Source organism: Phenylobacterium sp. NIBR 498073 (assembly GCF_027286305.1).
Classification (GTDB): Bacteria; Pseudomonadota; Alphaproteobacteria; order Caulobacterales; family Caulobacteraceae; genus Phenylobacterium.
The window spans coordinates 3,372,159-3,395,351 of the sequence record NZ_CP114599.1 but is presented as its reverse complement, the minus strand read 5'-3'; the positions used below and the strand labels follow the sequence as shown (position 1 = coordinate 3,395,351).

At 67.7% G+C, this 23,193-nt stretch carries 16 protein-coding genes and 1 pseudogene; 9 read left to right on the top strand and 8 right to left on the bottom strand.

The annotated features are described in order from the left end of the window. Positions 1–28 precede the first annotated feature (28 nt). The 4 genes from O4N75_RS16980 (at position 29) to O4N75_RS16965 (ending at position 1,524) form a co-directional block, all read left to right on the top strand. Positions 29–169 (top strand): hypothetical protein, encoded by a 141-nt coding sequence (locus tag O4N75_RS16980; protein ID WP_269626635.1) that lies wholly within the window; start codon positions 29–31, stop codon positions 167–169. 65 nt (positions 170–234) lie between these two features. Continuing rightward, positions 235–387 carry a hypothetical protein gene (locus O4N75_RS16975; RefSeq protein ID WP_267230520.1) on the top strand — a complete coding sequence of 51 codons (153 nt, stop codon included), beginning with the start codon at positions 235–237 and terminating at the stop codon, positions 385–387. A gap of 79 nt (positions 388–466) precedes the next feature. After that, positions 467–1,186 carry an alpha/beta hydrolase gene (locus O4N75_RS16970; RefSeq protein WP_269626634.1) on the top strand — a complete coding sequence of 240 codons (720 nt, stop codon included), beginning with the start codon at positions 467–469 and terminating at the stop codon, positions 1,184–1,186. Next, positions 1,153–1,524 (top strand): hypothetical protein, encoded by a 372-nt coding sequence (locus tag O4N75_RS16965; protein ID WP_269626633.1) that lies wholly within the window; start codon positions 1,153–1,155, stop codon positions 1,522–1,524. The genes O4N75_RS16970 and O4N75_RS16965 overlap by 34 nt, the downstream gene beginning before the upstream one ends. A gap of 8 nt (positions 1,525–1,532) precedes the next feature. Here O4N75_RS16965 and O4N75_RS16960 read toward each other — a convergent pair whose 3' ends face one another. The 3 genes and pseudogenes from O4N75_RS16960 to O4N75_RS16950 all read right to left on the bottom strand — a co-directional run bounded on the left by O4N75_RS16960 (position 1,533) and on the right by O4N75_RS16950 (position 5,425). After that, on the bottom strand, positions 1,533–2,807 hold the full coding sequence (locus tag O4N75_RS16960) for a dicarboxylate/amino acid:cation symporter (RefSeq protein WP_269626632.1): 1,275 nt from the start codon (positions 2,805–2,807) through the stop codon (positions 1,533–1,535). Positions 2,808–2,964: 157 nt separating this feature from the next. After that, positions 2,965–3,722, bottom strand: a pseudogene (locus O4N75_RS16955) (IS5 family transposase). A 71-nt stretch (positions 3,723–3,793) separates the two neighbouring features. Further along, positions 3,794–5,425: a putative 2OG-Fe(II) oxygenase gene (locus O4N75_RS16950; protein WP_269626631.1), complete on the bottom strand. Its 1,632-nt coding sequence runs from the start codon at positions 5,423–5,425 to the stop codon at positions 3,794–3,796. A gap of 275 nt (positions 5,426–5,700) precedes the next feature. Between O4N75_RS16950 and O4N75_RS16945 the strand changes: the two genes are divergently transcribed. Then, entirely contained in the window at positions 5,701–8,658 is a 2,958-nt protein-coding gene (locus tag O4N75_RS16945) for a TonB-dependent receptor (RefSeq protein ID WP_269626630.1), read from the top strand. Positions 8,659–8,875: 217 nt separating this feature from the next. On the opposite strand, the gene O4N75_RS16940 is transcribed toward O4N75_RS16945, so the two are convergent. The 4 genes from O4N75_RS16940 to O4N75_RS16925 form a co-directional block, all read right to left on the bottom strand. Continuing rightward, positions 8,876–11,635, bottom strand: coding sequence for a M14 family metallopeptidase (locus O4N75_RS16940; RefSeq protein ID WP_269626629.1), 2,760 nt, complete (start codon positions 11,633–11,635; stop codon positions 8,876–8,878). Between the two features lie 194 nt (positions 11,636–11,829). Further along, on the bottom strand, positions 11,830–13,320 hold the full coding sequence (locus tag O4N75_RS16935; protein WP_269626628.1) for an amidohydrolase: 1,491 nt from the start codon (positions 13,318–13,320) through the stop codon (positions 11,830–11,832). A 70-nt stretch (positions 13,321–13,390) separates the two neighbouring features. Next, positions 13,391–14,419 carry a FecR domain-containing protein gene (locus O4N75_RS16930; RefSeq protein ID WP_269626627.1) on the bottom strand — a complete coding sequence of 343 codons (1,029 nt, stop codon included), beginning with the start codon at positions 14,417–14,419 and terminating at the stop codon, positions 13,391–13,393. Next, complete coding sequence (locus O4N75_RS16925; RefSeq protein ID WP_267230512.1) at positions 14,382–14,945, bottom strand: RNA polymerase sigma factor; 564 nt, start codon at positions 14,943–14,945, stop codon at positions 14,382–14,384. Before O4N75_RS16925 ends, O4N75_RS16930 begins: the two co-directional genes overlap by 38 nt. Before the next feature lie 383 nt (positions 14,946–15,328). On the opposite strand from O4N75_RS16925, the gene O4N75_RS16920 reads away from it, so the two are divergent. From O4N75_RS16920 to O4N75_RS16905, 4 genes are all read left to right on the top strand, one after another. Then, complete coding sequence (locus tag O4N75_RS16920; RefSeq protein WP_269626626.1) at positions 15,329–17,686, top strand: TonB-dependent receptor; 2,358 nt, start codon at positions 15,329–15,331, stop codon at positions 17,684–17,686. Positions 17,687–17,850: 164 nt separating this feature from the next. Further along, positions 17,851–18,921, top strand: coding sequence for a recombinase RecA (recA, locus tag O4N75_RS16915; protein ID WP_269626625.1), 1,071 nt, complete (start codon positions 17,851–17,853; stop codon positions 18,919–18,921). Positions 18,922–19,171: 250 nt separating this feature from the next. Further along, complete coding sequence (gene alaS, locus O4N75_RS16910; RefSeq protein WP_269626624.1) at positions 19,172–21,808, top strand: alanine--tRNA ligase; 2,637 nt, start codon at positions 19,172–19,174, stop codon at positions 21,806–21,808. Positions 21,809–22,032: 224 nt separating this feature from the next. After that, positions 22,033–22,674 (top strand): PEPxxWA-CTERM sorting domain-containing protein, encoded by a 642-nt coding sequence (locus O4N75_RS16905; protein WP_269626623.1) that lies wholly within the window; start codon positions 22,033–22,035, stop codon positions 22,672–22,674. Positions 22,675–22,751: 77 nt separating this feature from the next. On the opposite strand, the gene O4N75_RS16900 is transcribed toward O4N75_RS16905, so the two are convergent. Further along, entirely contained in the window at positions 22,752–23,129 is a 378-nt protein-coding gene (locus O4N75_RS16900; protein WP_269626622.1) for a VOC family protein, read from the bottom strand. Positions 23,130–23,193 lie beyond the last annotated feature (64 nt).

Here is a 23,193-nt window from a genome sequence, read left to right as displayed (position 1 = left end):
TTGAGGGAACGCCGTTATTCGTCCGCGCATGACGCGCTTTTCCATCCAGTACGAGGAGCCTTCGCCGCGGAAGCCGCCTCCGAGCGGCTGGATGCTTCTTCGCGTCTTCATGTGGACCCTGCTGATCGCCTGCCTGGGCCTCTGGAGTTGGGCGATGCTGGCCAAGTAGCGACCTGGCCCGCGCCTTGCGGCGACCGTTCTCCGAGGGGGCAAGACGTCCCAACGGAGGACACCATGCGGTTTACTTTCGCCGACGAGGCGCCGGTCGTGCGGCGCAATCCGATGCTGGTCTGGGCGCGTCGCGTCTTCGACCTGGTGGTCATCGGGGCGGTTCTCGCCGCCGCGGTCGAGACCATCGTATTCCTGAGCGACATGACCCGTTCATAGGCCGGGGCTGACGCCACGGCGCCCCTGGAAAAGCGTCTCGAACTGCGCCTACTGGCGCGACGATCGGGGAGAGACGTCATTGAAAATTCTGAGCCTGACCCTTGCCGCCTGCCTGCTGGCGACGACGGCCGCCCACGCCGAGCCGCCGACGGTCGCCAAGGTGGGCGACCTGCCGCTGGCGTTCGATGATCTCGGGGTGGCGGTCCAGATGTTGAAGACCGCCGACGGGCGCACGGTCCACTACACCGACACCGGCGAGGCCGGGTTCCGTCCGGTGCTGTTCATGGGCGGCACCGGCACCAGCGCCCGCGCCTTCGAGATGACCGAATTCCTGAAGTCGATGCGCAAGCAGCTGAAGCTGCGGTTCATCACCGTCGAGCGGAACGGCTTCGGCGACAGCCCGATCATCGCCGGCTGGGGCTATGGCGACTATGTCGCAGAGGTGCGGGCCGTGCTCGACCACCTGAACGTCCAGCGGATGTCCGGCGTGGCGATCTCCGGCGGCGGGCCGTACATGGCGCAGGTCGCCGCAGCCATGCCCGAGCGCTTCATCTCGCTGCATCTGCTGGCCGCCGCGACCCAGCGTCCGGCGGGCGATCCGATCTGCAAGTACACCGCCGAGCAGATCGCCGCCGTGATCAAGCCGCAGGTCCAGAACCCGAAGGCTGGTGGGGCTTCCCGAAGGACAGCCCGACCCACCAGATCCCCGGCTTCACCGACCGCGCCTTCGACGAGGGCGCGCGGGCCTTCTATATTCGCGGCCAGATGGGGGATCCGGCGCCGGAAGTCGCCGAGGTGATGCGCTATTGCGGCCCGGCCCCGGATCTCTCGGCGGTGAAGGCTCCGGCCTTCATCTATCAGGGGAGCGCCGACAATCAGGTCACCGTCGACACCGCCGAGCGCTGGAAGGCGCAGCTGCCCAATGTCGTGGAGATGCGCCTCTATCCGGGCGAAGGGCACGACGTGCAGTACCGGCATTGGGACCAGTTGCTGCTCGACGTCGCCGGGCGCTCGCAGCTGACGGCGGTCTGCGCCTCGGGCCGCTCGCGGGCGGTTCCCAAGGCGCAGGCCGAGCAGTTGCTGAAGGCGGGCGCGACGCTGGGCGTCTGCGCCTGGACCAAGCCGGCCGCCGGCTAGACTTTGCTCTAGGCGGTGGCCTTGGCGGGCTCGCCGGGGGCGTCGGGGTCCTGGTCCTCGATGTCCTCCAGCTCGCCTTCCCACTTGGCGACAACCGCGGCGGCGACCGAGTTGCCGACCACGTTGGTCGCCGAGCGGCCCATGTCGAGCAGGTGGTCGACGCCGAGCACGATGGCGATCCAGGCCTCGGGCAGGCCGAAGTAGGTGAGGGTGGCCATGATCACCACCAGCGAGGCGCGCGGCACGCCGGCGATGCCCTTCGAGGTCACCATCAGCAGCAGCAGCATGAAGATCTGCTGCTGGACCGTCAGGTGCACGCCATGCGCCTGGGTGATGAAGATGGTCGCGAAGGTGCAGTAGAGCATCGAGCCGTCGAGGTTGAACGAGTAGCCGAGCGGCAGCACGAACGAGACGATGCGGCGACGCACGCCGACCTTGGGCAGGGCGTCGAGGATGCGGGGGTAGGCCGCCTCCGAGCTGGCGGTCGAGAAAGCCAGCAGCGCCGGAGTGCGGATCACGCCGAACAGCGGGATCACGCGTTTGCCGATGACGATGAAGCCGGCGATGAACAGCAGCACCCACAGCACGCCCATGGTGGCGTAGAAGCCGATGACGAACTTGCCGTAGACCGCCAGCATAGCCAGGCCCTGGGTCGCGATGGTCGAGGCCAGGGCCGCGAAGATCGCCAGCGGGGCCAGCTTCATCACGAACTCGGTGACCTTCAGCATGATCTGCGCGCCCTGTTCGACCAGGACCGCGACGGCCGGAGCGCGGTCGTCGACCGCCGCCACCGCGGTGCCGACGAAGAGCGAGAAGACGACGATCTGCAGGATCTCGTTCTTGGCCATGGCGTCGACGATCGAGGTCGGCACCAGGTGGGTGATGAAGCCCTTGAGCGTGAAGGCGTCGGTATTGGCCGCGGTGGGCGCGGCGGCGGCCGCGGTCTCCAGGTGCAGGCCCGCTCCCGGCTGCAGCAGGTGGACCATCAGCAGGCCGACCAGCAGCGAGACGATCGAGGCGCAGATGAACCAGCCCATGGTCTTGGCGCCGATCCGGCCGATGGCCGCGGCGTTCTCCATGTGGGCGATGCCGGCTACCAGGGTGGTGAAGACCAGCGGGGCGATGATCATCTTGATCAGCCGCAGGAAGACGTCGGTGATCAGCGACAGGCCCTCGGCCGCCTGCTTGGCCTGGTCGGGGCTGAGGAACTGGTTACAGGCCCATCCGACCCCCACGCCGAGCACCATGGAAAGGACGATCAGCAGGGCGAAGCGACGGTTCATAGGCGGCTCATGGCTCGTGGAAGGCGGTCGGTGCGGCGTGAACCGCGAAACTCCGACTTTCCATCAAGACGCACGTGGTCGCCGGCGCCTCATGCCAAATCGTCGCCCGGCCATAACCTTTTCGGAGGAAGGGCGGGCGGCCGCCTAGGGTCCGGACTCAATTGAGCCAGTATGCGTAGGTTGCGGCGAGCAGGACGGCCGAGAGGTAGTTCCTTGCGAGCTTGTCGTAGCGGGTAGCGATGCGTCGGAAGTCTTTTAGCCTGCACCACATGCGCTCGACGCGGTTTCGGTCCTTATAGGCGTTGGCGTCGTAGGGGATTGGAGTTCGGCGAGAGGTGGTGGAAGGGATCACCGCCTCGGCCCCGCGCTCGGCGAGCCGCCTGCGCAGATGGTCGGCGTCGTAGCCTTTGTCAGCCAGGAGCTTCTGGAAGGGGCCTGTGGCCTGGATCAGGGCGTGAGCCATGCTGATGTCGTTGATGTTTCCGGCGCTGAGCAGCAGCACCCTGGGCCGGCCGCGCTCGTCGACCAGGCCATGGATCTTGGTGGTGCGGCCCCCACGCGAGCGGCCTATGGCTTGGAGGAAGGCCCCCCTTTTGCGCCCGCCGCCGACCGGTGCGCCCTGACGTGGGTAGCGTCGATCGCCGCGCCATAGATGCCGGTGTGGCCCGTCAGCGCCTCAAACATCTGCAGCCAGAGCCCCTGGCGGCTCCAGCGGTTGAAACGGTTGTAGACGGTCGTGTAGGGCCCGAACTCCGGTGGGCAATCGCGCCAGCGAGCTCCGCTCTTCAGCATATGGACAATGCCCGAGATCACCCGGCGATCATCCACCCGATGGGCGCCCTTACGACCTCGCGGAAGCAACGGCTCGATCCGAGCCCATTCTTCGTCGCTAAGCCACTGAACCTGCTTCGCCATATCCAAGGCTCCTTCCGGAATCCTTGAATCAGCAACGCCAACGCCGCGCTAGACCCTATTGAGTACAGACCCTAGTCCGGTACGACGTCGAACGCGATCGTGGTTCGGACGTCGTCGCCGCCGAACGGGACGGTGCCGTGCCACATGTAGGATGGGAACAGGGCCAGCAGTCCGGGCTGCGGGCGGACGAAGTGCTCGGCCTCCAGCAGCGGCCGGGTCGGGATCGGCGGGGCCCCGAAGCGCAGCCAGCCGGCGCGGTCGGTGTCGTCGCCCAGCGCCTGCGGCACGTCGATGTAGCAGGCCGACGAGATCCAGCCCTGCGGATGGATGTGATCGACGTGGAAGCCGCCGGGGCGTAGCCGCACCGACCACGCGCCCAGCACCCTGTGGCCGCCGCCGTTGCGGGCGCGGAACATGTCGGGGCCCTCGCCGATGGCGGCGCGGTAGGCGGCGAGCTGCCCTTCGATCGCCTGGAAGAAGGCGCGGATGGCCGGATGCTCGGAGGCCAGGAGGTTCTGCGAGGTCTGGGTGCCGCCGCGGACCGATTGCTCTAGGGGATGGGCCTGCAGGGCGTGCAGGTCGGCGAGGGCGAGGCGCAGGTCGGCTAGGTAGGCGTCCAGGCTGGTCCAGCCGTCCGGGGTGTCGATGAGCTGGGCGCGGACCAGCGCGTCGTAGTCCCAGAGGCTGCGGTAGCGGTCATCGCCGCCTGCCCGCCAGGCGGTGGCCAGAACGGCGGCGGCCTCCTGGTCGGTGGCGTTGTCCGCCAGCAGCTGCTCGGCGATCTGGGCGGCGGTCTCGCTGTCGCCGAGCGCCAGGCAGGCGTGCGCCATGGCGCGGCGCGCGGACGGATCGCGCGGGGTGCGGGCCAGGACCGCGGCGCAGAGCTCGCGGCTGCGTTCCGGCGCGGTGCTCAGCGAGAGCGCCGCGGTTTCGAGCGCCAGGCGCGGATCGCCCGGCGTCGCGGCCAGCGCCCGCTGGGCGAAGGCCAGCGCCTGCGCCTCGCCGGCGACGTGGTTCAGCAGGCGGATCTTGACCCCGGACAGCAGCGGCCGCAGCGGCGGCTCGGCGGCGGCCAGGGCCGCCTCGATCGGCGCCAGAGCCAGGGCGGCGTCCCCCGACCGCATCCAGATGAGCTGCCCCAGGTCGCGCAGGGCGTCGGCATAGGCGGGCCGCCGGGTCACCGCGTTGCGGAAGGCGTTCTCGGCCTCGTCGAACCGCCGCAGGCCCTGCAACGCCCGGCCATAGACCAGCCATGTCTCGGGCGCGTCGAGGCCCAGCGAAAAGGCCCGCTCGACCTCGGCGGCGGCCTCGCGGTCGCGGCCGGCGTCGCCGAGGCCGGAGGCGACATTGTGAGCGGCGACGCCGCTGCCGGGGTTGAGCTGCGCGGCGCGCTGGTAGTCCGTGAGTGACTCCGGCTTGCGGTCGAGCGCCTTCAGCGCCGCCGCTCGCGCCGAGAGCGCCTCATGCCAAGGGCGCTCGCCCTCGGTGAAGGGACGGGCCAGCGCCTCGGCTTCGGCCGCGCGGCCCGATCCGGTCAGCAGGCGGGCAAGGGCGACGGCGGCCTGCACGCAGGCGTGGTCCGCGGCGAGCACGCTGCGATACAGCCGCTCGGCCTCTGCAAGGCGGCCGGCCCGGCCCAGGGCGCGCGCCTGGTCCAGCGTCTGGGCGATGGCGGGCGACGGCGGGGGCGGGGCGGCGAGCAAGGTCTCAACTTCCGTTCACTGAACAATCGCCGGCCCGGCGCGCGAGCATGCGCGCGCATTGTGCGAACCCAGGCGGGAGCCTGTCCAGTAGGCGCCGGCGGTCCAGGCGAGACGCAAAAGCCGCACTCCGCGCGGGCCGGACGGCCGCCTGCGAAAAATTACAGGTCGGACATGTGGGTCCTTGGAACCCCTGCGTCTTGGGCTGCGGACGCGCGAGGGGTGCGTCGTCAAATAACAAGGGCGGACGGATGAATTCGAGTTCTTTGAAGTGGTTGATGGCGGGGGGCGTCGCGTATGGAGCCCTGCTCGCCGGCGGGATGGCCCAGGCGCAGGAAACCACCGCGGTTGAAGAGGTGGTCGTCACCGGTTCGCGTATCGCCCGTCCCGATTATGTCGCCAACAGCCCGATTGTGTCCGTCGGTCAGGCGGCCATCGAAAACACCGGCCAGGTGACTGTTGAAAAGTCGCTGTCGCAGATGCCGCAGTTCACCGGCTCGTTCGGTCAAGGCAACACCGGCTCGACCTCGACCGGCCTGAACGGCGGTCAGTCGTACGCCTCGCTGCGCGGCCTCGGCGCCAAGCGCACCCTGATCCTGATGGACGGCCGCCGCCTGCAGCCGTCGAACCCCGATGGTTCGGTCGACCTCAACACCATCCCTGAAGCCCTGATCGAGAACGTCGAAGTCATCACCGGCGGCGCCTCGACCGCCTACGGCTCGGACGCCACCGCCGGCGTCGTGAACTTCCGCCTGAAGCGCAACTTCGAAGGCATCACCGTCGATAGCCAGTACGGCATCTCCGAGCACGGTGACGGCGAATCCTTCAAGGCCTCGCTGACCGCCGGTCGGGCGTTCGACGAGGGCCGCGGCCGCGCGGTGATCTCGGTCGACTACACCAACCGCGACATCGCCCTGCAGAGCGCCCGCGACTGGTTCGTCTTCCGCCTGACCACCCCGGGCCTTTCGACCATTCCGCAGGGCACGGTGCTGTTCGGCGCCAACCTGCCGACCCTGGCTTCGGTCAACGGCGTGTTCGTCGGCAAGTACGGCACCCCGGCCCTGACCGGCAACGCCGCTGGCCGCTACACCGGCCAGATCGGCTTCAACACCGACCAGACGATCTTCTCGACCGCTGGCGTGCCGGTGCGGAATTTCCGCGATCCGCAAACCAACGACGCCTACATCGTCAACTCGAACGCGGCCGGCACGCAGCAGCAGGTCAACTTCGGCTATGACGGCGCCTCGATGCAGTCGGACCTCGACCGCTATGCGGTGTTCGGCAAGATCGACTACGACCTGACCGACAACATCAAGTTCTTCACCCAGTTCACCTTCACGGACTACGAGTCGGTCGGCATCACCAACCCGACACTGGCCTCGAACGTCTACGGCCTGACGGTTCCGGTCTCGAACCCTTACATCCCGGCCGACTTCCGCACGATCCTGGCCTCGCGTCCGACCCCGGGCGCCGACTTCACCTTCTACAAGGCCCTGAACATCCTGGGCCCGCGGATCCAGAAGTACAGCTACACCGTCTACCAGCTGACGAGCGGCCTCTCGGGCGACGTCGGGTTCAAGGACTGGACCTGGGACGCCTACGCCTCGTTCTCGAAGGCCAAGTTCGACAACGAGCAGAACGGCGGCGCCAGCGCCAGCGCGGTCAATCGCCTGCTCCGCAGCCCCACCGGCGGCACGGAATACTGCGCCGGCGGCTGGAACCCCTTCGGCAACCTGACGCCGTCGGGCGACTGCATCCGCTACATCAGCCGCCGCACGCTGAACCAGAACGAGCTGGAACAGCGCATCGTCGAAGCCAGCGTCCAGGGCGGCCTGTTCGAACTGCCCGCCGGCGAGATCCGCTTCGCGGCCGGCGTCGACTACCGTTCGAACGAGTACACCTTCACCCCGGACAGCCAGCTGAACCAGCCCGACGGCACCTCGGACGTTCTGGGCTACAGCGTGCTGCGTGACGCTTCGGGTTCGGTCGACACCTACGAAGCCTTCGGCGAACTGCTCGTTCCGCTCCTGAAGGACCTGCCGCTCGTCAAGGAGCTGAACACCAACCTCGGCTACCGCTTCTCGGACTACTCGTCGGTCGGCGCGATCAGCACCTACAAGGTCGACTTCGACTGGTCGGTGATCGACAGCCTGCGCTTCCGCGGCGGCTACAACCGCGCCATCCGCGCCCCGAGCGTCGGCGAACTTTACGCGCCGGTCTCGACCGGCTCGGTCGCCATCGGCACCGCCGGCCCGACCAACACCGACGGCGACCCCTGCGACGTCCGCTCGTCGTTCCGCCGCGGTGCGGACGCCGCTCAGGTCCGGGCGCTCTGCCTGGCCCAAGGCGTCCCGACCGCGATCATCGACAGCTACCAGCTCGGCACGGCCCAGGTGTTCGCCCTCACCGGCGGCAACCCGGACCTGCAGGAAGAAACCGCCGATACCTTCTCGTTCGGCGCCGTCATCCAGTCGCCGTTCGAACACCCGCTGCTGAGCCGCATGTCGGCGTCGATCGACTGGTACAGCATCAAGGTGAAGGACGCGGTCGGCAGCCTGCCGGTCAAGAACTCGTTCCAGTTCTGCTACAACGCCGGCGGGGCCAACCCGACCTTCGATCCGACCAACTACTACTGCCAGCTGATCGCCCGTAACACGGCGTCCGGCGTGCCGCTGAACCCGGTTCAGCCGCTGCAGAACCTCGGTCAGTTCGAGACCACCGGCATCGACTTCCAATTCGACTGGAACATCGACCTGATGGACGTCGGTCTGAGCGACGACGCCGGCCAACTGGCGATCAACGTCTCGGTCGGCTGGCTGGACCAGTTCAAGATCCAGAACCTGCCGAACGCGGCCACCTACGATTACGCCGGCACTTGGGGCACGGCCGTCGAGACCAGCGCCGGTCAGGCTCACCCGGAGTGGAAGTCGGTCACCTCGGCCACCTACACCCGCGGCCCGGCCAGCGTCGGCCTGCGCTGGCGCTATATCAGCGAGATGAAGAACTCGGCCACCGTGGTCACCCCCACCAGCACCGCGCGCGGTGTGAAGGCCTACAACATCTTCGACCTGAACGGCCGCGTGAAGCTGCCGTGGGAAACCGACCTGCGGTTCGGCGTCAACAACCTGTTCAACCAGAACCCGCCGCAGGCTGGCGACACCGAGTACAACTACGACCAACAGAACTACGACGTCATGGGCCGCACCTACTACGTGGGCGTGCGCAAGCGTTTCTAAGACAAACGGAGGCCGGGGCGGCCCCACCGCCCCGGCCGCCACAAGCCGCTGCGTCCTTGGCGGCGAAGGGCGTCGGTCGAAAGACCGGCGCCCTTCTTGTTGCGCGCTCCTAAGGGACGTGACGACGGCGCGGGCAAAAGAAAAGCGCCGGACCCGAAGGCCCGGCGCTCCTGGCGCCGGGCGAGCTTGCCCGGCGCTAGGCGTCCTGGGGAGACGCCTACTTCTTCGCGACGGCCGGGCCGTAGAGCAGGCCGTTGAACAGGAACTTGAAGGTCCCGTACGACTGCGCCCGCTGGGTGACTTCCGGACCCATCACGAACAGCTTGCCCTTGCCCACGTCGATGTCGAGGACGCCGGTCGAGCCCTTGAGCTTCTCCTGGCCGACAGCCCAGCCGCTGCGCAGCGGAGCGTCGGTGTCGAACCACGAGACGCGCGCCACGCCGCTGGCCGAGGCCTTCAGGTTGAAGGTCGGGCTGCGGTCGAAGAACACGTCCACGTCCTGCGGGACGCCGTAGGCCAGCGGCTGGCGGTTATCGACCTTGGCGCGCAGCACCGAACCCGGAATGTAGAATTCCTTGTTCGACAGGCCGACGAGCTTGTCGCCGTCCTTCTTGGCCACGGCCACTTCGACCGGCGCGCCGATCACGGTCGCCAGACGCGAAGAGGAGCCGATGGTGATCACCGTGCCGCCGTTCTTGGCGAAGTCGGCCACCTGCGGCAGCGTCTTGTCGTCGGTGATCGCGCCCAGCCACGGGTGGAACTCGGCGGGGATGTTTTCGGCCTTCGGCTGCGGGAAGCTGCGGCTGGCCCGGAACGGACCGCCCTGCGGGGCCGGGATCACGCCGTCGGCGAAGACCAGGACGTCGTAGTCCTTGGCCAGGTCGCCGGCGTCGAGACGCTGCGGATAGACCACCTCGAACGGCGCTTCGAACTGCTCGAACAGCCAGCGGTTCCAGCCTGAGGGCATCGAGCCGCCATAGACGTCGACCAGCCCGATGCGGACCGGCTTCAGCGGCAGGGCCTCGCCGGCCGGCTTGGCGCCGACGGCGAAGGCGTCGATGCCCAGATCCTTCACGCCCTTGGCGATCACGGCATGAGCCTCGGCCGAGGCCGGAACCCAGATCGCGCCCGGACCGAAGCTGTCCTTGCCGGCCTTGGCGCCGTCCTTCAGCCAGAACACCGGCTGACCGGCCTTCAGCAGGCGGTTGGTCAGGGTGAAGCTCTGGTTGGTCTCATGGCTGATCAGCCAGCCGGCCTTGCCCGAACCCTTCACCGAACCGGCTTGCACCGGCACGAGGTCGGGCAGGCGTTCGGTCGGGGCCTCGAAGCCGTCGAGGATGCGGTCGAACTTGATCCCCATCTGATAGGCCAGGGTGTAGCCGGTGATGTCGTACGGCGCCTTCGGCGGGCCGCCCGGATACTCGAGGTCGTGCGGGTGGTCCTGCGGCTCGAACATGTCGAGCACGTGCGGGCGATAGGCCTGCGCGGCCTTCACCACGTAGGAGCCGGCCGGGTAGGTCTTGGCGCCGACCTTGAAGGCCTTGGTGGCGCGGTCGACGTCCACGCCGGTCTTGATCAGCGCGTTCACGAACGCAGTGACGGTCGGCATGTCGGCCTGATCCGACGGGATGATGAAGCCGCGCGGATCGCGCTCCTCGGGCTTCTGCAGCACGCTGTAGAGCTTCGGATCGACCGCGCCGGCGCGGCCGAAGAACGAGGCCATCATTTCGTCCTCGGCGCCGGGCTTGGCGTTCTTGGCCGCCTCGTTCAGCTCGTCGATCTTGGTCGGCGTGGTCGTCCAGCTGTCCTTGGAGCCGCGCTCGATGCTGTTCGCGCCCATCTTGTAGATGTTGGACAGCAGGCGTTCGCGGTTGCGCGAGGCGTAGTCGATGACCGCGCGGTTCATCGTCCACTGGTACTCGACGGTCTGCGACAGACGCCAGGTCTGCGGGGCGATCGGCATCGGCCGGTCGCCGTTCGGCAGCTGCAGGTTCGGCACCAGCTTCACGGACTCAGGGGTCGGGCCGCCGATGATCTCGGTCAGCAGGCCGATCGAGTTGTGGAAGTAGGCGATCGAGCGCTCCATCCCGTTGTGCCAGGTGGAGTACGACGCCGCACTACGCGCGCCGGAGCCGGGCTTGTCCTCGGCGACCAGACGGCTGTGCATCGCCATCCCGACTTCTTGCAGGGAAGTCATGACCAGCGGGTCGTAGTTGTAGTTGAACGGGTCGCGGAACGGCGGAACGAACACCACCATGCCCGTCGGGCCGGTCTGGTGCTGGTTGAAGATGATCTGCGGGAACCACTCGCGGAACAGCTGCTTGTTGACGTTGGTCGTCTCAGCCATCTGCGACATGTAGCTGTCGCGGTTGTTATCGTGGCCGACGTACTTCTGGTACAGGCGCGGGATCGAGTTGAACTCGCGCTTGTTCGGGTCCTCGTGGCGCATGTACCAGTCGGACACCAGTTCCATGCCGTCCGGGTTGTCGTGCGCGAACAGGATGATGACGTCGTCGAGCATCCGGAGCGTCTCCGGATCGTTCATGGTCAGCATCCGGTAGAGCACCTGGATCTGGCCCTGCGAGGTCACCGTCTCGGTGGCGTGCAGGCCAGCGTCGATCCAGACCACAGCCTTGCCTTCGGCCGCCAGCTTGGCGGCGTCTTCCTTCGACAGGCCCTCGGCCTTGGCCAGGCGCTTGGAGATCGCCTTGTAGTGGTCGAGCTTGGCGAGGTTGGCGGGCGACGAGACCACAGCCATCCACTGCGTCCGGCCCTCTTCGGACTTGCCGAAGTCGACCAGCTTCATGCGGTCCGATTGGGACGCCAGGGTCTTCAGATAGGCCTCGTAGGCCGTGTAGTCGGCGAGGAAGTAGTCGCTGCCCGGGTTCTGGGCGAAGGCTTCGCTCGGCGGGGTGATGCTCGCCGCGTTGGCGGCTCCGCCCATGATCATGACCAGCGCCAGGGCGGCGCCCGTCATTGCGTGTTTTCGCGTCATTCCATCCCCCGTCTCGATTGCCAGAACTGGCGGTCCCACAAATGGACCAGCCTCAGTAGACGAGACGCAATCGGGGTTCGATTCCGCACCTGCGGTTGCGGACCAAAATTCAGCGCGGCGGGGGATACCGGAGCGTTGAAAAAAATGGGGGCCGGCGCAGCCGACCCCCATGCGGCTTACTCGGCGCCGCCGGCCTTGCGGTAGTCGAGCGGCGGCTTGCGGTCGCCGACCATCGACTTGTAGGCGAAGTCGGAGCCCTGGCGCTGCTTCAGCTCGGCCTTGGCCTGGGCGATCAGCTCCGGGTTCGACAGCAGCTCGGCGCCGGTCAGCGACAGGGTCTTGGCCGCGACGGCCGCGCCCTTGAGGCCGATGCTCATGCCGGCCGCCGCGACGTTCTGCCAGCTGTGGCCGGCCGAGCCGGGCACGAAGGTGGCGGTCGAGAGGCCCACGGTCGGGGTGACCCACGACACGTCCGCCACGTCGGTCGAGCCGCCGCCGGCGTCGCCCGAGGTGTCGGCGTCCTTGTAGGGCTGGATCTTGCCGACCGAGCTGAGGTCGCCGCCGCCCTTCGGCAGGGACTTGGCGAGCTCCTGGGCGAACTTGGTCTCTTCAGCGGTCCAGGTGATGCCGCCGACGTCGGACAGCGACTGGTACATGACCTTGCCCAGCACGTCGTTGGGCAGCAGGTTGTAGACGCCGCCGGTCTGCTCGAACTCGACCTTGGTGCCGGTGATCATGGCCGCGCCCTGGGCGGCGGTCTTCACGCGGTCCATGACGTCGACGACGATCTTCGGGTCGGCGTTGCGGACGTAGTAGTAGACCTCGGCGAAGTCGGGGACGACGTTCGGGGCCTTGCCGCCGTTGGTGACTACATAGTGGATCCGCGTGCGGTCCGGGATGTGTTCACGCAGGTAGTTGTTGGCGACGTTCATGATCTCGACGCCGTCCAGGGCCGAGCGGCCGGCCCACGGCGCGCCCGAAGCGTGGCTGGACTGACCGTAGAAGCGGAACTTGCCGCTGATGTTGGCCATCGAGGTGCCCTGGTTGGCCGAGTTGGTGTTGCCCGGGTGCCAGTGCAGGGTGATGTCGACGTCGTTGAACAGGCCGTCGCGGACCATGTAGACCTTGCCCGAGCCGCCTTCTTCGGCCGGGGTGCCGTAGACGCGCACTTCGCCCTGGACCTTGTTGGCGACCATCCACTGCTTCAGCGCCACGGCGCTGGCGACCGAGGCCGCGCCGAACAGGCTGTGGCCGCAGCCGTGGCCGTTGTCCTGGCCGGCGATCGGGGTCTTGGTGGGGACGGCGGCCTGGCTCAGGCCGGGCAGGGCGTCGAATTCGGCGAGGATCGCGATAACCGGACCCGAGCCGTTCTTGAAGCTGGCGACGAAGCCGGTCGGTTCGCCGGCGACGCCGGCCTGGACCTTGAAGCCGGCGGCCTTGAGCTGATCCTGGAGGAGGGCGCTGCTCTTGGTTTCCTGGTAGCCGAGCTCGGCGTAGCTCCAGATCTTCAGAGCCGCGTCGTTCATCTTCGGGGTGTAGGCGTCGACGGCCGCGGTCAGCTGGCCCTTGTCGGCGGCGGTCAGCGGGGCGGCGACGGCGGCCGAGGCGGCGAGCCAGGCCGTAGCGCAAAGCGCGCTGGTGGCCAGCGCCTTGGAAATCAGTTTCATGGGTCCTCCAGGACGGCGGCGCATAAGGGCGCGGCCGCTCCCTTCCAAGACGCAGCGGCGTCCTAAATCCTCACTCGCCGGCGGGCGGGTATAGGTCGATGAGGTTCGCGGAGGTGTGGCCCGCCTTGACCATGCCGTAGGCTTCCAGCGTGGCGACGAAGCCGGCCATGTCGCCGGTTCTGAAGCGTCCGCTGAGCGGCGTCGCGGCGAGGCGCGCATCGGCGATGCGCACCTTGCGGGTCGAATAGCGGTTCATTTCCTGGACGATGGACGCCAGCGGCCGGTTTTCGAACACCAGGCTGCCTTCGCGCCAACTCGTCAGGTCGGCCAGGTTGCGCGCCTCGAGAGTCCATGGGGCCGAGCCGCTCTGAGCCAGGTGCTGGCCGGGCGCCATGTCGACGGTGGCATGAGCGCCGGCCACGCGGACCTTGCCCTCGATCAGGCTGACCGACCATTCGCCGGGATCGACACGGACGTCGAAAGCGGTGCCGAGCGCGGTCACCGTGCGCCCCTCGGCGCTCACCACGAACGGCTTGTCCGGATTCTTGGCGACTTCGAAATAGGCCTCGCCGCGCACCAGGGTCAGGCTGCGCTGCTTGTTCCAGTCGGTCAGCCGCACCTCGGTGTCGGTGCTGAGCGTGACCCTCGAGCCGTCCTGCAGCGTCACGACCTGCTGGCCGCCGATCGGGGTGCGGTAGACGGCCAGCGCCTGCGGCGCTGCGGCGACCACCGCGGCTGGCGCAGCGTTCTGGTCCTGCGCCTGACGCCAGGAGCCGTAGCCGAGCATCGAACCGGCGGCGAGGACGGTGGCGGCGATGCCGGCCGCCCACCGCATGTGCGGGCGCCGCCGCTCGGCGGCGAGATCGGCCTTAAGCGCTTCGCGCGCGGCCATGACCTGCGGATCGTCCTTGAGGTCGCCGATGCGGTCCCACGCGCCGCTGACCAGGGCCCAGTCGTCGCGATGGGCCGGATCGGCCGCCAGCCAGGTCTCAAACTCGTTCTGGACATCCCTGTCGTCGGGATGGCGCTGCAAACGCACAAACCACGACGCGGCGTCCGGGCTACCGGAAGGACCGATTTGTCGTTGGTTGTCGTTCATCGATTTCCTGCAGCCGGATCGAGACGATCCGGAGCGCCTTGGTGACGTGTTTCTCGACAGCGCTCACCGAGATGCCGAGTTGCGCTGCGGTAGCCTTGTAGCTCAAGCCCTCGAAGCGGACGAGCATGAAAGCCGCGCGGGTGCGGGGAGAAAGTTGATTGAGGGCGTCCAGCGCCACGGAAGCTTCCTGCTTGGCTTGCAAGATCCGGTCGGGGGACAATTCGTCGAGCGGGTGATGGGCCTCTTCCAGCTCGCAGTGCGCGCCCCGGCGCCTCACTGTGTCGCGGCGGCGGCGATCGAGCAGCACGTTGGTCGCGGTCTGGAAAATGAAGCTGGAGAGGTTGGTCACCTCGCCGCCCTGTCGGCGATTGTGCAGCCGCAGGAGAACTTCCTGAATCAGGTCGTCGATTTCGTGTCCGTCGGCGCGACGCCGAAAGAAAGCGCGTAAGGCTTGCTGGTAGGGAATCGACGCATGCGCCAATCCCTCCGGCTCGCCCCTGGCACCGGTCGTTTCCGCCCACGCCATGGAAATTTCCTGAACACCCCGAATTGTCTTATTGGCGTCATGGTTGTTGATGGGGGCGCCCAGGTCAATGACGTTTGGGAAAGGGACCCGTGCGATCGGGCTCCTGCTGGGTTTTCGGGCAACGGTGGGGCGGTCGTCGGCGCCATGGGGGCGGAGAGCGGCAAAGAGCGCACTGGCTGGCGTAGAGGGCTGGCCTTACAAACGCGGCTGTCGGAAGGCCGTGGCGTTGGCGCGGAGCCTTGTAGCCGTTGAGTATTCTCCGTCTCGGGATCGTTGTTGCGTGCGTATCCGGCGTCGTGCTCCCCGCGACGGCCGTCGAGGCCGCTAGCCGCAAGGCGCAATTTGCGATTCCCGCCGGCGCGCCGCTCGATCGGGCGCTGACCATGTTTTCCGCGCAGAGCGACCGCGACATCCTGTTCACGCCCACCATGGTCGGCGGGCGCCGGAGCAAGGCGGTCTTCGGGCGCATGGACCCCGACGCCGCCCTCAACGCGCTGCTCCGCGGGTCGGGCCTCACCTGGAGAGAGTTCCAGGGGCGCTATCTGGTCGAACAGGCGCCTGCGCCGGCGGTCGAGGAGCCCGAAGCCGAGGTCGAGGGGCTGGTGGTCACGGCCCTGCGCCGCCCGACGCTGGATCGTCTGACGCCGATGTCGGTGCGCGCCTTCTCCGGCGAGGACCTCACCCGGGCCGGCGCGGCGACGTTCACCCAGGCCGCGACGCTGATGCCGGGCCTGACCCAGACCAGCACCGGCACCGGTCGCAACCGCTTTAGCCTGCGGGGCGTCTACGGCTCGGGCGAGGCGACCACCGCGCTCTATTACGACGACATCCCGGTGACGGGGCCCAGCGGCACCACCGCCGATCCGGGCGGCTCCTCGCCGCAGTTCCTGCTCGTCGACGTCGAGCGGATGGAATTGCTGCGCGGGCCGCAGGGCACGCTCTACGGCTCCAGCGCCATGGGCGGCGCGCTCAAGGTGGTGTTCAAGCGGCCGGACCTGAACGAGCCGAGCGCCTCGCTGTCAGGCGAAGCCTCGACCAATGCGGGATACTGGGGCGAGGCCGAGACGCTGGTCGTCAATCGGCCGCTGGTCGAGGACAAGATCGGCGTGCGGCTGGCTGCCTATCACCGCCGCGACCCGCCCTATCTCGAGAACCGCCGCCTAGGACTGAAGGGAATCAACGACAGCGCGACCTGGGGCGGGCGCCTGGGCGTCGGGTTCCAGTTCGACAACGACGTCCAGATCAACCTGACCGTGGCCCATCAGGAGGCCCGCGATGGCGACACCAGCGGCGGCTGGGCGGGCGCGCCGCCGAACGTCAGCTATGGCCATGTACGCACGCCTTTCGACAGTCGGATGACGATGTACGAAGGCGCGCTCTCCTGGCGCTTCTCGGGCATGCGCCTCACTGCGAATGCGGCGTCCTATACGTGGAAGAGCACGCGCCAGATCGACTACACCGGCACATTGCAGAGCGAGCGGCTCAGCCTCGACGGCTGCAAGCGCTACCTGCAGATTCCGGACACGGCGGTCTGCACCGCGCCGCAGCTTGCGGCCTATTCCAGCTATGTCGACAGCCGGGCGCCGGGACTGCTCTATCAGCCGATCGATCTCTATGCCGACGTCCAGGAGGTGCGGCTGCAGTCGGATGCGCCGGGGTATTTCGCCTGGACCGCCGGGGTGTTCCGCGAGGTGCGCAGCGACACCATCGACAGCCAGGTGATCGTCGGCGATCCGGCCACCGGCCTGCCGCGGCATGGCGACTTCACCGGCCGGCGCATCGTCGACAGCCAGCTGACCCAGCGCGCGGTCTACGGCGAAGCGACGCTGGGGGCCGATCGCGACACCTCGTTCGTGCTGGGGGCCCGCCGGTTCACCTACGACAAGCGCACCGACGGCGAGGCGTTGATCGTCAACGTGATCTCCAACACGACCGAGGCCAATTTCCGCAGCACAACCGAGGAAAGCGGCTGGAGCCTCAAGTTCCTCGCCAGTCATCGGTTCAGCCCGTCGGCGATGGGCTACGCCCAGGCTTCGCAGGGGTTCCGGCCCGGAGGGGTTAACACTGTGCCCGGCCTCCCGCCGAACCTGTCGGCCTACGGCGCCGATTCGCTCTGGAACTATGAGCTCGGCCTGAAGGGGGCGTGGCTGAACAACCGGCTGCAGGTCAACACCGCGCTCTACCGCATCGACTGGCAGGACATGCAGTACACCGCCAACAGCACGAACGGCGCGTTCTCGTTCATCACCAACCTGGGCCGGGCGCGGGTCAACGGTCTGGAGGCGGACGCCAGCTTCGCGTTCACGCCGGCCTGGCGGGGCGGCGCCAATCTGGCGCTGACCGACGCGATCCTGACCAGCGACCAGGCCAGCGCCGACGGCGTGGGGCTGGGCTCGGCCGGGGACAGGATTCCGGCGGTGCCGCGGATCGCAGCCGACGGCTGGCTGGAATATCGGCGCGATCTGGGGGGCGGGCTGGAACTGCTCGTGCGGACGGACGCAGCCTATGTCGGGCGCTCGAACAGCACCTTCAAACCCGGGGTGGGCGGGGATGTCGCGCTAGGCGACTACTGGTTGTTCAACAGCCGCGCCTTCCTGCGGGCGGCGCGATGGACGGTCGGCGCCTTCATCGAGAATCTGACCGATGTCGACGATCCCAGTTTCGCCACCAGCGCCCGCCAGCCGCTGACCATCGCTCCGCGGCCGCGGCGGTTCGGCCTGACCGCCAGCTACGATTTCTGAACCCGCGACCGGGCTGCGACAGAACCGGACGCAGGGTCGATGCTTGCGAGAAAAGAACATCTTGTGAACCAAGAACAAAGAGCGTACGCCTTGTTCCGACGGACGCCGACGCCTCTTGGGGCACGGACTGTCGGGTTGGAATCATGAAACAAGGGGCGCCTTGGATGAGTCAGTCGGCGTTGAAGCTCGTGGGACGAGAAGAAGGCGATAAGCAGCGCGCTCTGGAAGCGGCGATTGCGCAAATCGATCGGGCCTTTGGCAAGGGCTCGGTGATGAAGCTGGGCGAGAAGAGTCACATCGAGGTCGAGGCGGTGTCCACCGGCTCGCTCGGGCTCGATCTCGCGCTCGGCATTGGCGGTCTGCCCAAGGGGCGGATCGTCGAGATCTACGGCCCGGAAAGCTCCGGCAAGACCACTCTGGCCCTGCACGTGGTGGCCGAGGTCCAGAAGGCCGGCGGCGTCGCCGCCTTCGTGGACGCCGAGCATGCGCTGGATCCGCAGTACGCCAACAAGCTGGGCGTCAATCTCGACGACCTGCTCGTCTCGCAGCCGGACACCGGCGAGCAGGCGCTGGAGATCACCGACACCCTGGTGCGTTCGGGCGCCATCGATGTGATCGTCATCGACTCGGTCGCCGCGCTGACCCCGCGGGCCGAAATCGAAGGCGAGATGGGCGACCAGCTGCCCGGCCTGCAGGCCCGCCTGATGAGCCAGGCGCTGCGCAAGCTGACGGCCTCGATCTCCAAGTCCAAGACCCTGGTCATCTTCATCAACCAGATCCGCCACAAGATCGGGGTGATGTACGGCAGCCCCGAGACCACCACCGGCGGCAACGCGCTGAAGTTCTACGCCTCGGTGCGTCTCGACATCCGCCGCACCGGTTCGGTGAAGGTGCGCGACGAGATCCTCGGCAACAACGTCCGCGTGAAGGTCGTGAAGAACAAGGTGGCCCCGCCGTTCCGCGAGGTCGAGTTCGACATCATGTATGGCGAGGGGATCTCCAAGCTCGGTGAAATCATCGACCTGGGCGTCAAGGCCGGCGTCATCGAGAAGTCGGGCTCGTGGTTCTCCTGGAACTCGACCCGGATCGGCCAAGGTCGCGACAACGCCCGGGAGTTCCTGAAGAACAATCCCGACATCGCCCAGCAGATTGAACGCCAGGTGCGCGGCGCCAAGGAAGCGATCGAGGAAGAGTTGCTGGTCGGTCCGACCGGCGACGAGGACGCCGAGGACTAGGATCCGCATCGCCGAAGCGGTCGTCACGGCCGCTCGGAACCGGACGCCTCCAACCCGACGTCCGACCCGCCCGAGACGGCTGAGCCCCCGCGCGGCCGCTTCAGAAGATGCGCAAGGACGCTTGGACGCACGCCGTTCAAGCGTCCTTTTCCTTTGCGGGTGTCGACAAAATCCGTAAACGGTCGCGCGCGGGGCGGCGCAACGGTGCGCAAGCCCTTATCTATTTTTTCGCTTCAACGTCCGACGAGCCATGCCGAGCCTCAACGAAATCAGAGCTGCGTTCCTGGGCTACTTCGAGAAGAATGATCACCTGATCATTCCGTCGGCCCCGCTCGTTCCGCAGAACGACCCCACCCTGCTGTTCGTCAATGCGGGCATGGTGCCGTTCAAAAACTACTTCACCGGCGCCGAAACCCCGCCCGGCCCGCGGGCGGCTTCATCTCAGAAGTCGGTCCGCGCCGGCGGCAAGCACAACGACCTGGACAATGTCGGCTACACCGCGCGCCACCACACCTTCTTCGAGATGCTGGGGAACTTCTCCTTCGGCGACTACTTCAAGGCCGGCGCGATCGAGCACGCCTGGACGCTGCTCACCAAGGAATTCAAGATTCCGGCCGAGAAGCTGTGCGTCACCGTCTATCACACCGACGACGAGGCGGCTGAGCTCTGGAAGAAGATCGCCGGCCTGCCGGACGAGAAGATCATCCGCATCGCCACCAACGACAATTTCTGGTCGATGGGCGACACCGGGCCCTGCGGTCCGTGCTCGGAGATCTTCTACGACCACGGCGCGCACATCCCGGGCGGTCCTCCCGGCAGCCCGGATGAGGACGGCGACCGGTTCGTCGAGATCTGGAACCTCGTCTTCATGCAGTTCGAGCAGTTCGCCGACGGGCGGCGCATCGACCTGCCCAAGCCGCAGATCGACACCGGCATGGGGCTCGAGCGCATCGCCGCGGTGCTGCAGGGCGTGCACGACAACTATGACGTCGACCTGTTCCGCACGCTGATCGCCGCGTCCAGGGAACTTGTCGGCGGCGGCGCCAACGGGCCCTCGCACCGCGTGATCGCCGACCACCTGCGGTCGACCAGCTTCCTGATCGCCGACGGCGTGTCGCCGTCGAACGAAGGCCGCGGCTATGTCCTGCGCCGCATCATGCGCCGCGCCATGCGCCACGCGCACCTGCTGGGCGCCGAGGAGCCGTTGATGCACCGCCTGGCCCCGGTGCTGGTCGCCGAGATGGGCGAGGCCTATCCCGAGCTGCGCCGCGCCGAGCCGGTGATCGTCGAGACCCTGCGCCAAGAGGAGGAGCGGTTCCGCCGCACCCTCGGTCGCGGCATGGCGCTGCTGGACGAGGCCACGGCCGGCATGAACGCCGGCGACATGCTGTCGGGCGAGACCGCTTTCAAGCTCTACGACACCTACGGGTTCCCGCTCGACCTGACCCAGGACGCCGTCCGTAACAAGGGCATCAGCGTCGACCTGTCCGGCTTTGAGGACGCGATGAAGCGTCAGCGCGAGCAGGCCCGCGAAGCCTGGACCGGCTCGGGCCAATCGGCCCAGGGCGCCGAATGGTTCGCGATCCGCGAGCGGCTCGGGGCGACCGAATTCCTCGGCTACGACACCACCGAGGCGACCGGCAAGCTGCTGGCCCTGGTCGCCGGCGGCGCCGAAGTCGAATCCGCCAAGAGCGGGGAAACCGTGCTGGCCGTATTCGATCGCACGCCGTTCTACGCCGAGAGCGGCGGTCAAGCCGGCGATGTCGGCGAGATCGAATGGAACGGCGGCAAGGCCCGGGTGCTCGACACCCAGAAGCAGGCCGGCGACCTCTTCGTCCACGAGATCGAGATCCTGCAGGGCGACCTGGCGCCGGGCGCCGAGGCGCGCCTGGCGGTCGATCCGGACCTGCGCACGGCGACCCGCGCCAACCACTCCGCCACCCACCTGCTGCACGCGGCGCTGCGCAACGTGCTCGGTCCGCACGTGTCGCAAAAGGGCCAGATGGTCGACGGCGAGCGTATCCGCTTCGACTTCAGCCACGGCGGCCCGGTGACGGCTGACGAGATCGAGCGCATCGAGGCCGAGGTCAACGCGATCGTCCGCCAGAACCTGCCCGCCGAGACGCAGGTGATGGCGCCCGAAAAGGCGATCGAGGCCGGCGCCATGGCCCTGTTCGGCGAGAAGTACGGCGACTCGGTGCGGGTGCTCACCCTGGGGCGCGCTCTGGCGGGGGACGGGAACTACTCTGTCGAACTGTGCGGCGGCACCCATGTGGCGCGCACCGGCGACATCGCCCTGTTCAAGATCGTCTCGGAGAGCGGCGTGGCCGCCGGCGTGCGGCGGATCGAGGCGCTGACCGGCGAGGCGGCGCGCCGTTGGTTGACCGAGCAGGCGGGCGTCGCCAAGGCGCTGGCCGATCAGTTCAAGGTGCCGGTGGCCGAGGTCGCCGGCCGGGTCGAGGCGCTCGAAGCCCAGCGTCGTAAGCTGGAGAAGGAGCTGGCCGAGGCCAAGCGGCAGCTCGCCATGGGCGGCGGCGGCGCCGCCGCTGCGGGTCCCGAGGAGATCGGCGGCGTGCAGGTGATCGCCCGGGTGATGGACGGCGTCGGCGGCAAGGACCTGCGTCCCATCGCCGAGGAGTTCAAGAAGCAGCTGCCGGATGGCGTCATCGCGCTGGTCGGATCAGCCGACGGCAAGGCGGCGGTGACCGTGGCGGTCACAGGGGGGGCGGCCGGCAAGTTCAGCGCCGTCGAACTGGCCAAGGCCGCGGTGCTGGCGATGGGCGGGCAGGGGGCCGGCGGGCGTCCCGACTTCGCCCAGGGCGGCGCCCCGGACGGCGCCAAGGCGGGCGAAGGCCTGGCCGCGATCAAGGCTCTGCTCGGCGCGTGATTCGGCGCCGATCGAGACGTGAAGGGGGCGCTGGGCGCCCCCTTTTTCGTTTGGGACGCACGCGCGTTAACCGCGATCTGTAAAATCTCGAACGCCGCTCGGCGAATTGTAAAATTTGCATACCCGCGTGAGGCGAGTGGCGTTGCCAGAGATTGCATTAAGCTCTAGTTCACCATCCAGAGGGGCGCCTCGCGAGGCGCAGGATTAACGTAAGGATGGGTTTCATGTTCAAGTATCTGCCCGCCGCGGCCGCCGCGCTGGCGCTTAGCTTCGCCGCTGTTCCGGCCGCCGAGGCCGCGACCGTCTTCTCCGGCACCGTCAACAACGTCAACGCCAACCACGCCGATCCGGGCCTGGTGGTCGAGACGGGTAACTTCAACAGCTTCAGCCTGCCGCTGGAAGTCGGCGTGACCAGCGCCCCGGTGGGCCTGTTCTCGATCTGGACGAACGAACAGGACATCGGCCTGGACGACCTGATCAATAGCCCGATCTTCGTGCAGCTGCAGTTCTCGGCTCCGGCCGGCCCGTGGGCCGGCGGCCCGATCGGTGGCGAAACCTTCGGCGTCTGGGGCTTCTTCCGCGAAGGCGGCAAGGTCGAGTGGGACGGCCCGGCGACCTACACCTTCGGCAACGGCGGCAAGCTGGAAGTGTCGCTGAACGACACCTACTTCAACTGGGGCAAGTACTCGCTCAACCCGTCGACGAAGCCGGGCCAGGAGTACGGCGCGGTGGTGTCGGGCAACTTCAAGCTCGTCGACCTGCCGTCGGCGGTGCCGGAACCGGCGACCTGGGCGATGATGATCACCGGCTTCGGTCTGGCCGGCGTGGCCATCCGTCGTCGTCGTGAGACGCTCGTCGCGGCCTGATCCGACGATAAGTCAGCAGAAAGGCCGGGGGCGACCCCGGCCTTTTTCGTTTTTGGCCCCAGGCTTGTTCTTCCGACCTACGGCCGCGTGAAGATCGCGATCTTGTTGCCCGTCGCGTCGCGGACATAGGCTCCGTAGAAGTTGCTGGAGTCCGCCGGGCGCGGGCCTGGCGCGCCTTCGTCCGTCCCGCCGTGGGCCAGGGCGGCGGCGTGGGCGGCGTCGACCGCTTCCTTGCTCGGGCCTCGGAACGCAATCATGATTCCGTTGCCGCCGCGGGCCGGTTGGCCGTCGAAGGGCGGGCAGATGAAGGTGTTGGCTTCCTGGCCCTTGAGGCCGTAGCCGGCCCATCCGCTATCGAAGAACTGCCGTTCATAGCCAATAGCGCCCAGCACGGCGTCGTAGAACGGCATCGCGTCCTCGACGTTCAGCGCCCCGATCGTGACATAGCCGATCATCTCGTCCGTCTCCCTTGTTCAAGGAGGGGACCCTAGCGCCGCGTCGTGAACATAACAAGAACGT